The sequence below is a fragment of the [Leptolyngbya] sp. PCC 7376 genome (genome assembly GCF_000316605.1).
Taxonomy (GTDB): domain Bacteria; phylum Cyanobacteriota; class Cyanobacteriia; order Cyanobacteriales; family MRBY01; genus MRBY01.
This window is the reverse complement of record NC_019683.1, coordinates 3,090,948-3,104,355: the sequence shown is the minus strand read 5'-3', so window position 1 is coordinate 3,104,355 and position 13,408 is coordinate 3,090,948. Positions and strand designations below refer to the sequence as shown.

14 protein-coding genes are annotated in these 13,408 nt (G+C 42.4%); 4 read left to right on the top strand and 10 right to left on the bottom strand.

All coding sequences use genetic code 11. The annotated features are described in order from the left end of the window. Positions 1-97 precede the first annotated feature (97 nt). From LEPTO7376_RS13915 to LEPTO7376_RS13905, 3 genes are all read left to right on the top strand, one after another. Positions 98-748 carry a hypothetical protein gene (locus LEPTO7376_RS13915; protein WP_015134807.1) on the top strand — a complete coding sequence of 217 codons (651 nt, stop codon included), beginning with the start codon at positions 98-100 and terminating at the stop codon, positions 746-748. Positions 749-869: 121 nt separating this feature from the next. Beyond that, the gene (cysK, locus tag LEPTO7376_RS13910) at positions 870-1,835 is read left to right on the top strand and encodes a cysteine synthase A (RefSeq protein WP_015134806.1); all 966 of its coding nucleotides are present in this window, start codon (positions 870-872) and stop codon (positions 1,833-1,835) included. 27 nt (positions 1,836-1,862) lie between these two features. Continuing rightward, positions 1,863-2,630: a hypothetical protein gene (locus tag LEPTO7376_RS13905; protein WP_015134805.1), complete on the top strand. Its 768-nt coding sequence runs from the start codon at positions 1,863-1,865 to the stop codon at positions 2,628-2,630. A gap of 26 nt (positions 2,631-2,656) precedes the next feature. Here the strand turns inward: LEPTO7376_RS13905 and LEPTO7376_RS23635 are convergent, their stop codons facing one another. The 3 genes from LEPTO7376_RS23635 to LEPTO7376_RS23630 are packed head-to-tail and all read right to left on the bottom strand — an operon-like array spanning position 2,657 to position 6,473. Beyond that, the gene (locus LEPTO7376_RS23635; RefSeq protein ID WP_015134804.1) at positions 2,657-4,159 is read right to left on the bottom strand and encodes a serine/threonine-protein kinase; all 1,503 of its coding nucleotides are present in this window, start codon (positions 4,157-4,159) and stop codon (positions 2,657-2,659) included. Positions 4,160-4,202: 43 nt separating this feature from the next. Next, entirely contained in the window at positions 4,203-5,162 is a 960-nt protein-coding gene (locus LEPTO7376_RS13895) for an ankyrin repeat domain-containing protein (RefSeq protein ID WP_071880693.1), read from the bottom strand. 42 nt (positions 5,163-5,204) lie between these two features. Next, complete coding sequence (locus LEPTO7376_RS23630) at positions 5,205-6,473, bottom strand: serine/threonine-protein kinase (RefSeq protein WP_015134802.1); 1,269 nt, start codon at positions 6,471-6,473, stop codon at positions 5,205-5,207. A 440-nt stretch (positions 6,474-6,913) separates the two neighbouring features. Here LEPTO7376_RS23630 and LEPTO7376_RS13885 point away from each other — a divergent pair, with 440 nt between their 5' ends. Then, positions 6,914-7,804 carry an alpha/beta hydrolase gene (locus LEPTO7376_RS13885; protein WP_015134799.1) on the top strand — a complete coding sequence of 297 codons (891 nt, stop codon included), beginning with the start codon at positions 6,914-6,916 and terminating at the stop codon, positions 7,802-7,804. An 11-nt stretch (positions 7,805-7,815) separates the two neighbouring features. Here the strand turns inward: LEPTO7376_RS13885 and rimK are convergent, their stop codons facing one another. From rimK to LEPTO7376_RS13850, 7 genes are all read right to left on the bottom strand, one after another. Then, complete coding sequence (gene rimK, locus LEPTO7376_RS13880) at positions 7,816-8,721, bottom strand: 30S ribosomal protein S6--L-glutamate ligase (protein WP_015134798.1); 906 nt, start codon at positions 8,719-8,721, stop codon at positions 7,816-7,818. Continuing rightward, on the bottom strand, positions 8,718-9,176 hold the full coding sequence (locus LEPTO7376_RS13875; protein WP_015134797.1) for a RimK/LysX family protein: 459 nt from the start codon (positions 9,174-9,176) through the stop codon (positions 8,718-8,720). The genes rimK and LEPTO7376_RS13875 overlap by 4 nt, the downstream gene beginning before the upstream one ends. A 26-nt stretch (positions 9,177-9,202) precedes the next feature. After that, positions 9,203-9,985, bottom strand: coding sequence for an ABC transporter permease (locus tag LEPTO7376_RS13870; protein WP_015134796.1), 783 nt, complete (start codon positions 9,983-9,985; stop codon positions 9,203-9,205). Positions 9,986-10,006: 21 nt separating this feature from the next. Further along, entirely contained in the window at positions 10,007-10,540 is a 534-nt protein-coding gene (locus LEPTO7376_RS13865) for a DUF4330 domain-containing protein (RefSeq protein WP_015134795.1), read from the bottom strand. Positions 10,541-10,631: 91 nt separating this feature from the next. Then, positions 10,632-11,450 (bottom strand): hypothetical protein, encoded by an 819-nt coding sequence (locus tag LEPTO7376_RS13860; protein WP_015134794.1) that lies wholly within the window; start codon positions 11,448-11,450, stop codon positions 10,632-10,634. 199 nt (positions 11,451-11,649) lie between these two features. Further along, a complete protein-coding gene (locus LEPTO7376_RS13855) occupies positions 11,650-12,240 on the bottom strand; it encodes a DUF4126 domain-containing protein (RefSeq protein ID WP_015134793.1) in 591 nt (196 codons plus the stop codon). Positions 12,241-12,601: 361 nt separating this feature from the next. Beyond that, complete coding sequence (locus tag LEPTO7376_RS13850) at positions 12,602-13,399, bottom strand: hypothetical protein (RefSeq protein ID WP_160148462.1); 798 nt, start codon at positions 13,397-13,399, stop codon at positions 12,602-12,604. Positions 13,400-13,408 lie beyond the last annotated feature (9 nt).

Below are 13,408 nucleotides of genomic sequence, written 5' to 3'. Positions count from 1 at the left end.
TTTATGAGCAAACAATCCGGATATCATCGTATCCTCGGTCTATAGGTTGAACAACAGCCATCATCATCTCAGGGAAATCTCGACTACTACACCGCTAATGCCCATTAACAGCTTTGAATTTTTAATTCTCATTTTGTATGCCTGGATCCTTTGGTATGTCTACCAGAGCATCGTTGAAGAGCTAGACCAGTTAACGGCGATCAAAATGAACCAGGGTCAACTCACAGAGCAACTTCAGCAACTGGGTTTAGAGGGGCAATTGATGATCCAATGTGGTTTTTCTCGGACACCACTTGCCGAAGAAATGCGAACCTTTACTCTCATTGTGGTAAATGGATTACCGGAGGGCAATTATCTTTACCTTGATTGGCAGCGCAGTACTTTTCGGACATTCAAAAATGAGGTGAAACGATTATTTCGGATACCTCAAGGCCAAAATCTTGATTTATTTGAAGGCCAGTCCATCAGCATAGTCGCGCCAGGTGAAACCTTAGTCGAAATCGTCACCCTCGAAAATTGTTTGATGTTTGATAAAGAGGCAGGCTATTCGATTGTCAAACCAATTTTTAGTATCCCAGAGCTAAAAATGGCCCGTGGCAAAGGTTTGCAGTTTGGTGTCAATATCTTTTTTCAGGAGCCAGCTCGGCCAGAATATGAAAAAATAGAGCGTTTTTATGCCATCACTTGTCCATTTAATGTGGTGAAATTGCCTTGGCAAAATGCAGTCTACTGGAAACCGAAACGCTGATAATGGGGCGATCGCCCTTTGATGACAATCTGAGAGTGGGAGCAAACAGCGTCGGTGGTAGGTGACACCTATAATAAAGAGCATTACTTTTTCACCCTACGTCCGGCATTAACCCGACACTATGAGAATCGCCAAGAATATCACCGAGTTAGTGGGAAGAACTCCCCTTGTGCAGTTAAACCGCATTGCAACGCAGGAGAATTGTCTTGCCCAAATCGTTGTGAAGCTTGAGGGGATGAATCCGGCAGCCTCTGTGAAAGATCGCATTGGTGTCAATATGATCGAAACAGCAGAAGCGGCAGGGGAAATTACGCCAGGTAAAACGATTTTGGTGGAGCCCACCTCAGGCAATACGGGCATTGCGTTAGCCATGGCAGCGGCGGCAAAGGGGTACAAATTAATCCTCACAATGCCAGAGACGATGAGCACAGAACGGCGGGCAATGCTTTTAGCTTATGGGGCACAGTTGGAGCTGACCTCTGGGGATGCGGGCATGAGTGCTTGTATTACGCGAGCGCAAGAAATTGTGGATAGTTTGCCCGATGCCTATATGTTGCAGCAGTTTAATAACAATGCGAACCCAGATGCCCACCGCAAAACAACGGCAGTGGAGATTTGGGAAGATACGGCTGGCAAAGTGGATATTGTGGTGGCGGGTGTTGGTACAGGCGGGACGATTACGGGAATTGCGGATGTCCTCAAAACCATTAAGCCGGAATGTCAGGCGATCGCCGTCGAACCAGCAAATAGTCCCGTACTTTCTGGCGGTAAACCGGGGCCTCACAAAATTCAGGGGATTGGCGCAGGATTTATTCCGAGTGTTTTAAAGCAAGAATTAATCGATGAAGTGGTTACGGTAACTGATGATGAGGCGATCGATTATGCTCGTCGGTTAGCGCGAGAAGAAGGGATTTTATCTGGTATTTCGACCGGAGCGGCAATTTGTGCAGGGATTAAGGTCGCGCAACGGCCCGAGAATGAAGGAAAATTAATTGTGGTGATTCAGCCGAGCTATGGTGAGCGTTATCTCAGTACGCCGCTTTATCAAGATTTACCAGCCAATGTAATTTCAACAACAGTACACTAACTTTTCTCTCCAGATTTAAGGAAAATCATGTCAGGCGATCGCCAAATTATTCCCATTCATGAAGGCTTTTTCAATGATGGTTATTGGTATGTTCTCGGTTCCACTAGCCTCGGCGGAAGTGGTTTAACAGCAAAAGAAATTGGCGATCGCCTCCAGAGCCACGAACCTGATGTTTTGCAAAATTTATTAGAAAAAGGGATTTGCTTACCGCTGTATTTCCCTGCGGATTGTTGCCTTGATGATGCGCTGATTGTTGTGGGTGATTTAACGGAAAAAGAAGAGCAAGAATGGATTGGACGACTACAAGGAAAGCTGCATATTCCTTGTGGCGAATTTATGGTGATGGGTGGTGGTTTGCCCGAGGATTTTGAGGAAGCCCTCACGCAGTTTTCGCCATCAGATCCTTATAATCAAGCGTTTCAAAAAGTGAAAGTCACACCGGGAACTTATCTTGTTGAAATCTATGCTTTCGCGTCGAGCATTAATGCAGATGAGCTCTGGGAAGATGCAGAGATTGATGAGGATGACATTCTCACTTGGTGGGATGAGACTCACCCGAATCAGCCGATTCCTCTATGGCTGAAATTCTACGTGGGGCAAGAGGACGAGGGAGATTTTGATTTGGAAGAAGATTTGGTTGATTACATTATTCGCTTAGAGCGTCTCGATGATGAGTCAATAGAGGTGCCTATGCCTAAATTGGATGAGGATGTTTTGTGGTGCGGGGTATACGACATGCGTCAACACAAAATTTGCCCAGAGGGATTAAGTCGCGCCACATTATTACAACAGTAAAAAATAAATGGGCGATCGCCGTATTTTTAGCTCAACTCAGTGGGCGCAGTCTGGGGCTCAGAAATGATTGTTTTAGCAGTCTCATGATTTGGTTCTGAAATTGGGACTGTCGGAGCATTAAGCGAGGGAGGTACCGTCATAGGCATTGTGTCGATATCTCGCTGATTGACAGAAAAATCGGCCTCTTTAGTTTGAGTGCTTTGTGGTTGTAGAAAAGTCTTGATTTCATGCAGAAGCATATTTTTATCTTCTTTATTGAGACCAATTAAAAGCTTCCGAAATTGTTCAACTGAATTATTATTTTCAACCGTCTTATTTCGATAGGTTATTCCCATTAATCTTCGCTTGATATGATAGGAATCATGATTTATTTTTAATTCAACTCGACTTCTAAAGCGTCTGAGATAATCGACTAAAACAATGCTAATAAAACTGGTATAACCCAGCCACATCAAGATATGGAAGATAGCATTGCCTGGTGTATAGACGAGATAAGAAGCGAGTCGCAGCAATACCCCCGGCACAAAAATCGAAATGATGCAGGCAATTACTGATAGAAGAATGTAGTTTTTAAAGAGGAATGCAACGGCTCGGAGAATTTTATCGAGGAGTGTTCCAGATAGCTTTGGGGAAATTTGTAGAAATAGGTTTTCCTTATTCTTGACAAGAATAACTGTATGGCGCTTTTTGTGATAGTTTTCAAAATTCTTATTCGTGAGAAATGTCTGGATTTTTTGGAGTTCGGCGAATGCTTCTTTGGCGCAGTAGTAACGATCTGAACTATTGGGTTCGATGAGGACATTAATCCAATTAAAAAAATCTTCTGAAATATCAACGTAATCTTTAAATTGGATTTTGTGTTTCTTCTGAGGGAAATTGGCAGGCGATCGCCCAGTCAATAAAGAAATAAGAGTTGTGCCAAGGCCATAGAGATCAGTGGAAAGTCTCGATTGTCCACGGAATTGTTCGGGTGCCATATAGCCAATCGTGCCAATGACAGTGCTACCACCTGTAATCGTCTTGTGATAAACATGCTGTACTGCACCAAAGTCCACAAGGTAAACCTTATTTTCAGAGAGAATAATATTTGCGGGTTTAATATCGCGGTGAATAACTGGTGGTGTGAGTTGCTGAAGATAAATCAGAATATCTAAAAGTTGTATCGCAATATTTTTGACTTCTTTTTCACTAGGTCGCCAACCTTCTTCAATTAATGTATCTAAAGATTTGCCTGTAACAAGTTCTTGAACTAAATAGAAAAAAGTATTGTTTTCTTCTTCGACTTGAAAAAAATCCACATAATCAGGAATTCCAGAGTGTTCCAGCTGTCGCAGGATATTAGCTTCTCTCTCAAAAAGGGAAATAACTTTAAAATTCTCGGTATGCCTTAAGGAAATTCTTTTAATCGCGACCTCTCGATTCGACTCCAAATCTTGGGCTCTAAAGGTAGTGGCCATACCTCCTTGACCTAAAATAGAGTCGATCTGATAACGATTTTGTATCAAATCATCTTTTAAAGAAGGTTTCATCTTTATTTTCTAACTACACTCAATATAAAAATCAATAAAGCTATTATTCACTATCTATAGTTTTAAATAATTTCAACATTTCTCTGTATTCGGAACCAAACCTTTCAAAATTATATTGCACCATCTCAAATGGAGTTTCACCTTGATTATTTCCATGATGAATATCGATACCTTTCTCAATTAAAATCTCTGCGCAGTTCAACCAATTTTCAAATACTGCCTTATGTAATAGTGTATTGCCTTCCTCATCTAAAACATTCGGAACGGCTCCCAGATTCAGTAAGAAAACCGCCATTTTTTCATTCACCATGAGTGGACTAAATACCAAAGACAAAGCTGTTTCATTTTCAAAGTTTTCAACATTAATATCAACACCATTCTCAATCCAAAAATCAATTATCTCCTCGTTGTCAATCAGTACACCTTCATGAATTAAACTATTTCCAAGATGGTCTCGATGATTGACATCAGCACCCCTTTTAATTAAGAATTTTGCTGTATTTACGTCCTTAACTTTAAAGAGAATAGACTGACCTTTATTATCTATTGCATTAATATCGCTACCATACTCTAATAACAATGTCAGAATATTGTTAGTTGTATCGAGATCATTATTCTTTTTGACTTCTGTAACAGCGCGATGTAATGCAATTTCTCCATTTGAGTTTACTTCATCAACATCTGCGCCATTTTCCAAAAGAACCTTAATTGTTTGATATTTTTGTTCTTGAGTAGACCAGCAGGACGCAGCTAAATGAAGTGGTGTTGTGGCGTATTCATCACTATTTTGTGGTTTATGTCTCTGATTGATATCAATATCCTGCTGAAGAAGTAATGCTGCCATTTCGTGATTGCATAGTTTTGCAGCTGTGTGAAGTGAAGTATACCCTAGAAAATTTTTTGCATTGATATCAGCACCATTGCTAATTAAAATCTGCAACACTTCTATTGATGGATTGAAATGTAGAGGAGTGCCAAGTCGAAAAAACAAAGCATTAGGCAAAGTGACTGTTGAATTAATGATTGGTTCTTTAAGCCTTGGCTCTCAGTCATCACCTGTAAAAGTGAAAGTCGCTTGCATATTTAGATCTGCACCATTGTCGATCAATAATTGTGCAACTTCTGGAGAACTCGTCAGATGCAAAGGTGTAAAACCATCTTCCGTTTGGGCATTTATATTAGCTCCATAATCAATGAGAAGTTGAGCAACTTCGGGTGTATTTGCAGCATGAAGCGGGGTTAGCGATTGCCAAGCACCTTTAATATGAGGAGCAAAACTTGTATGGGAGCCTAAACCATTTGGACTACCACCCTTTTTTAAATAATTTTGAATAGTTTTAATATCCCCTTCACTAGCTGCAATGTAGATCTCTTTAGGGGTTATCTCAAGTATATTGAGAATTGGGTATTTGAAATAATTACTAATCGTAATGATAGCAATAATTCCTCCTATTAATGGGAGTATATATTTCCAATTTTTCTGTTTTGCTGGAGCAGAAAAAATAAAGTTTTTTTTGCCTAATATTTCTATTGCCTCTGTTGCTGATTTAAAACGTTCTTCTAGATCTGGTTTTAGCATTTTTTCTAACCAAATCATAAATTGGTTGGAAATTTTGAGATGATGGTAAAAATTGAGCTGAAAATTTTCTAAGATAATTTCAGAGGGCTGGCGATGGGTCAATAAATAAATTAGCGTTGCACCAAGCGCATATAAATCAGTAGCAGGAACACATTGACCAATATATTGTTCCGGAGCCATATATCCAAATGTCCCCACAACAGTATTACTACTCGAACTTGCAGTTTGGTCGATATCTTGTACCGCCCCAAAATCAATCAAATAAACTTGATTGTCTTTCCCTAAAATCAAGTTCTGCGGCTTGATATCCCGATGCAAAACTGACGGATTTTGGCTGTGTAAATACTCTAAAATCTCTAGAATTTGACTGGCGATTTCCTTGATGCCAGATTCATTGCTTCGCCACCCACTTTCTACTAGCTCAGCAAAAGATTTCCCATCAGCTAGCTCCTGCACCAAATAAAACAATTGATCATCCGACAAATCAACGGTGAAGTATTCCAGATAACGCGGAATTCTTGGGTGATTCAGTTTTTTGAGTATTTCTGCTTCTCGTTCAAATAATTCGAGTTGTTTCCAACCTTTCAAATATCGCAGTGACATTGCCTTTAGAGCGACGGGGCGATCGCCCTCTAGATCATGAGCTTTATAAACAATGGCATTCCCACCTTGCCCAAGGACAGATTCAATCCGGTAGCGATTTTGAATAAGTTTCCCTTGAAGATGTTGTCGCATTGGCTGCACCCATTAATCCCTGAACAGAAAATGATTAAAGCTAATTGCTGAAAATTAAGTCGTTTCTCTTCTCTCCATTTTCACCATTAAACATTTCGGAATTATAGGCAATATTTCCTATAAAAATATTTATCTGAGGGATTTTCCGATGAGACAAAACCTCTTTTGGGGCGATCGCCAAACTATTTTCTTTTCTTTGCTTTCCAAGTGCCACCATATCGGTATAACGGACTTTCTTTTTTCAATTGCTTTTGGCAAGACGGACAAACAAGATGCCATTTTTGGGTTTCGTCATACTGGATGCGATAACAAACTTCAGTGAGTTTTTGACAGTGGGCGCAGTTTTTTTCGCGATGTCTCATTGGCTCATTTTGTCGGGCGATCGCCTGCAAAGTAACGAAATAATATACCTTGGATAGCTAATCCTATAGATCACAGCGATGGCAGAAGCATTTGAGCGAGGCGGACAGCAGGCATGGTTCCATGACCATGGACATTGGGGTGTTTTTTTCCATACCTACGATAATTTTCAGCTATCTGGTTTCGGTGAACATTTTGACCAGCCGCGCAAAATTCATGTCTTTATTCCCCGCGATTATGAAGTGAGTCCAGACCGTTATTCTGTGCTCTACTGCAACGATGGCGATGATATTTTCTTTGGGGATGGCGAAACTGAGCAAAGTTGGCAAGTCGCTGAAAAACTCAGTCAACTTTATCTACGAGACCAACTCAAAAAAATTATTGTGGTGGCTATCTGTTCAGGCGATCGCCACTATGAATATTCCCATATCCCAGAAGATGACGGCGGTCTAGAAGAATATAGCCGTTATCTAGCGAAGGGACTCAAACCTTTTATCGACGAAAACTACCGAACAATTCCCCACTCAACCGTCATTTTGGGGGCATCTCGCGGGGGACTAGCCGCCTTCTACACCGCCTGCAAACATCCCCGCCAATTTCCACAAGTCGCTACCCTATCACCTTCCTTTTGGTTGGGTTTAGATAGTCCAAGCTATTCAATGAGCAATTTAGACAAGGCCTTTAAAATTAAGCTCCAGAATTCGGCGTTAATGTTTGCTCTCACTTCTACGCTACTCGAACCAGATCTACGTCCTAAAATTTATTTGGATTGGGGTTTACGCGATGACCCAGGGAATGAATATGAAATTCGTTCTCAATGTCGTTGTATGGAAATGATTCAGGTTTTAACCACAGAATTTGACTATCAAGAAGACCATAATTTATTCATCGTTGAAGATCCCAATGGTAGTCACAGCATCAATTCTTGGGGCGATCGCCTGCCCAATATTTTGCAACTATTTTTCGACTAAAAAATCAAAGCCTAATATTTAATGCGGTCAGTATTTTTAGAAGGCGAAGCATTCTTTTCGAGATATTCAATAATCTTGCTAGCAACATCAACCCCTGATGTTTTTTCGATCCCTTCCAAACCCGGTGAAGAATTAATTTCCATCACCACAGGGCCATGATTTGACCGCAATAAATCCACTCCTGCAACTCGCAATCCCATTGCCTTTGCTGCTCGCACCGCGGTACGCCGTTCCTCAGGAGTCAATTTGATTTTTGAAGCACTACCGCCCCGGTGTAAATTTGAACGAAACTCTCCCTCTGCTCCCTGACGTTTCATCGACGCTACGACTTTATCGCCAATCACGAAACAGCGGATATCCATTCCATTCGCTTCTTTAATAAATTCTTGCACCAAAATATTGGCATCTAAGCCCCGAAATGCCTCAATAACCGAGGTCGCAGCCTGTTTCGTTTCCGCTAAAACCACTCCAATGCCTTGAGTCCCTTCGAGCAACTTAATCACAACAGGTGCGCCACCCACCGTTTCGAGAAGACCTTCAATATCTTCGGTGGCATGGGCAAACCCTGTAACCGGTAAACCAATCCCTTTTTGCGCCAAAATCTGGAGCGATCGCAGCTTATCTCGGGAGCGTGAAATAGCCTGGGAAGTATTCGCCGCAAATACCCCCATAATTTCAAACTGACGTACAACCGCAGTTCCGTAAAAGGTTACAGATGCTGCGATTCGCGGAATGATGGCATCAAAGTTATTTAGCTGTTGCCCTTTATAGATAATGATGGGTTTGTGGGAAGTGATATTCATGTAGCAACGTAAAAAGTCGATCACCTGAACTTGATGACCTCGCTTGGCTGCAGCTTCCTTGAGACGACTGGTGGAATAAAGCTTCGCGTTTTGGGAGAGAATCGCAATTTTCATAGGAACTGCGGCTGCCCAGAATGACTCTGAACAAAAGATTTGTTGACATCAACGATAAAGCGCTCACGTAAAGCTTGCCGTCCGATCAGCATACGATAGCCCATTAATGATCGATTCGTGAGATTGAGCTCAATTTGCCACAGATATTTGCCGAGCTCGATAGACGTTGTGATCACGGGACGGCTTTGTTTATGACCGTTGGAGCTTTTAATAGTGCGGTGTTCGACGAGGGGAGCAACAAGGGTGACGGTGTCGTGGATGTGGCGTTGGTGAGGATGAATTGTAAAGCGAATCATTTGGCGATCGCCCTCTTGAAAATATTCGATATTGGTCGCATGGATCGACGAAGATGCTGCACCAGTATCAATTTTTGCGCAAATTAGAGGGAGATTAAATCCTGGCAGAGAAACATATTCACGCCAGCCAATCACTGTCAAAGGCGAGGATTTTTTCATAGACTTTCTAGCAGAAAAAATGAGAATCAGCTCGATGCACTGGTATAAAACCGCAACGCAAAACGCCACACCAAATTAGATAAACATAATAGGATTGCTCCTAAAAAACCTGCTCCAATTATCCAGCCAATTGGCGATCGCCCAAGCATTGTTTCTGCGGGGACGGTGGTCAAGAAAGTGACTGGCACAACGAACGTAAAGAAAAAGCGATAAACCGCAGGATAGGCAGTAATTGGATAACGTCCTGCATCAAGAAAACCCTGGAGCACAGCCGTCACGTTATAGATTTTGACAAACCAAATACTGGTTGCCCCCAACATGAACCAGAGGCTATAGAGGATTAAAATGCCACAGGCGATCGGCAGCAGGCTTAATCCAAAACTCAACGGCGTTAAACCTAATTGAGTGCCTATATAAAGCAAAATCAAACAGCCAAGCAGCAAATTTGGGAGTCCCCATGGCGACACCATACGAGTCGATAACCAAAATTGACTACTGATCGGTTTGAGTAAGACGTAATCGAGAGTCCCTTGTTGGACTTGATCGACGATGCGATTCAGGTTTGGCGACAGAAAGGTTTGGGAAATGCCTTGCAAAAAGGTAAACATCCCGACAACGAGCATTGCTTCCTGCCATGTCCAGCCAGCAAACTGGTAGCCTGTCCGATAAAACAAAAACAGGCTAAAAAGACTTCCAGCTAAATTTCCAACGCTACTAATTGCTGCAATCACAAAATTGAGGCGATATTCCAATTCTGCGGCGATCGCCGTTGACCAAAAAAGCTTTAAAATTCGCCAATATTTCTGCATTGGTCACCCAAACTTAAAAGATTATTCTTCCACTGCACGGATATCAATCACGCTGCCGTTAAAGTCATAGCTATAGCCTTCTAAGCGGAGTGTATGACCCACTTTTACTTTGTTATTACCGAATACAAAACCGTTATCGGTTAGCTCAGCATCGCTAGTTAAAATAATTTTCAGATCAGTAATATCTTCAACTTCAGGACGAGGGTCTGGCAAGGCTTCCACTGTGCCATCGGGTTGAGGAACAGGGGTGGTGCGGGGCAATCTTTCAATAGATTTGATCCCTATATTCGCGAAAGGCTGGTTCCGGATTACAACCGAAGTTGTTTCAGAGTCGCGGAATTCTTGGACAAAACGGTCAGGGTTTTTAACGCTTAAGCCGCGCACCAATAGTTCCACTTCGACAGTTTTTACGTTGGCACCAATCTGCGCCACTGAACCTGAATTTCCTGGCAAGAAAAAGATGCCGATGATCACCGCAAGCACAATGGCGATCGCCCCGACATCGAGAACACTAATTTTGCCGAACAAACGTCCTTTAGAATCCAGCAGAGCCATAACTTAAGGGAAAAAGATTAACGCAGCCATTATAGAGCTTTGCGGTGGATACAATGTTCCCGCCCTTGGAATTCATTCGCTTTCAACACCCTTAAGAAAAAGGCGCGAGGTGATTGCGACGACGGATATCCATCATTTCCACCAAGCTCTGCGGGGATTGTTGTTTCGCGTTTTGAGCAAGTCTTGCAAGATATTCAGCGCGAGAATGTTTTGGAGTAGCTGCGGGTTCTGGATCGACAATAGGCTCGATTTTTAGTTGAGGGGGGGCAACAGCTTTTGGTGTCGAAATTTTCAGGGGGGCGATCGCCGGTACATTTACCACCGGGATTTTCACTCGATTTGCTTGAGCTACACGAGAATGAGGAGATTTCCGGGCTCGCTTTTGAGATTTAGTAGCCTTTGCCGCCGTCAATTTGTAGAGCAACAGCGTCAAAATCGAAGAACCTGAAATGCAGCTCCCTGTAATTGCGAGATACATCCAAGTGGGGACATTATCCCGAGGTGTTGCAGGCACAGGAGGTACTGATTGAGAGGCACTTTCTGAGATTGGCTCTACTATGCCATCAGCAATCGAAAGCACATCTGATTGAGACTCTACTGCATCCGTGAAATAATCTTGAGCCAAAGTTACAGGCGACACAAGGTCGAGTGTTTTATCCGCTCTTTTTGCTTCTTTATAGTGCTTCTTGACTGGTGTAAATACTGATTCCCGTTGTTTCGCAGCAGCGATCATCTCTAGCAAAGGATCAATGACCGGTAAACGCTTATCAGGATTCACGATGGCAGAACCACCCATGACTGCCATTGTCATCATTATCAGCCAAGCCCCACCTAACAGAAAAAATCTTTCAGGATGAGCTTTGGGACTCAGCTCAATATTTCCTTTTCCCAACTGCTTACCAGACAACATGAATCAAACTCCTCAGCCTCTCAATAAATATTCAAAACAGTTCAAAAGTATTGTTTTCCACAAATAACTAATTACAGAATCAATCATTTAAAAGTAGAAAATATGAACTAAATAAATTATTTTATTGACGAACAAATGTACTTTTTTACGTCGTTTTTATGGCGTTTCAAAGTACATATTCACAGCATACCGAAGAAACTTAAAGTTGAGAATTGTTCGATGTAGATTTTCTTTTAAATAGACGACTTAATCGTTGTAACGCTAATCCTAAAACTGCAAAAACCACAAAAATGGCAAGTAATGGCACAAATAGTGCCAACAGAGATAGAACCCCAGCGCTAAGGACTTCGGCGGTGGACATAATCGGGTTTGCTGTCCCTCCAGTCATTGCGGTGGAGGCTCCCCGCGTAACCACTGTAAAGCTTTCGATAATTCCGGCTGTGCTACCGCCCGCAGCAATGGCGATCGCCCACTGAAGCAATGGTTCAAGCTCAGTTACGGCCCCAAGACTTGCTGACATGATTAAAGAACCGATGGCGATCGCCGTAGGAATTTCAATCGCGTCTAGCAAATTGTCCACAACCGGGACGTAATAGGCCATCACCTCTGCACCTGTTGCCACAGCAAAAGCAATTAAAGCTGGATAAGTGCCCATCCAAGCAAAGCTCTCGCCCAATGCAAAGTCACCATAGATTGCCCCCGCACTCATGATTAGTGGTGGCACAAAAATCCGGAACCCACAGGCCGCACTGAGGGTTACACCAATACATAAAGCAAGCAGAATATCCATATTGAAGCCATCAGTTTTTATCCGTGGCTAAAAATACAACGCAGTTTCTAAAATTATATTGTGCGCTTTTCAAGTCTTTAATTGACCCGATTGAAATGGACATTCTGCCAAACTCAGTGCAGATGTTCTATTTAGTTTCAAAACACAAAGATTCAGTCTGAGCGTCGATCAATATCAGCACTATTTGTTGAGAGTAGAACGGCTGATATCTAAGGGTGATCGCCTCAGAGTTTTATTGAAAATACAAGAGAAAGTAGCCCTTATTCTCGAAGAAATGAAGTGTAGATTTGACTGTCATATCTAGAATGCAATGTCTGAAAAAAGAACGAGAAGCACCCAAAAATTATGACTCGTTCTTTTCTTAGGCAGATTGAAGGGCGATCGCGATTGTAAGAGGCTCCTGATCAGCCTGATTTAATGCAATCGTTACTGGGTAGATGCCATTTGGTTGACAGTCAACCAATGTTAAACAAAGATCTCCAGGATACATCCGTGATGCACTGGCTGAACCTTGAGCACTTTCCCAAGTGACCTGTCCACCTTGGGGCAAACGCACTAATACACGAATTGTTTGACCTAAAGTAGATTCAGACTCTGTGGCATATTGCGCTTCGACGGCGATCGCCCCAGCAGTCGTTTCAAACTTAGTAGACTTCACCGCAGCATCAGGCGATAGAGAAATTACTAATTGCTCCATAATCTTTTGAGCTGCGAGCATCGACATTACAATCTGTTGCTGCTCATTTGCCGTATCATAATTGCCTTCAAGCACAGCCGTTGCATCAGAACGATTAGGTTGAGGCGTTGCCACGACCCAATTCGCCATCTTGTGGAGCATCATGGGGTCGACATCAAATAAAGATTCCACAGCTTGCACCAACTTAATACCCTGAGGATTAAGAGATTGCATTGCTTTAGAACAAGATTGAATCAGTTCCTTTAAAACCGATTGCGGCACATTAAAAGGAATCTCAAAGGCAGTCAATTGAGGTTGCCACAGAAAGTTGTGATCAGACTGTAACGCTTGCTGTTCCTCAATCAAATAGGCTTCAGTACCTGTTTCCCAAGGAAAACGGGGTGGGTTATTTTCAGTTTCTTGAAGCAGACGATCCTTGAGCAAACTCTGGAAGCGCGCTTCAATCGCGTTGAAATTGGTCATATGTGTTGA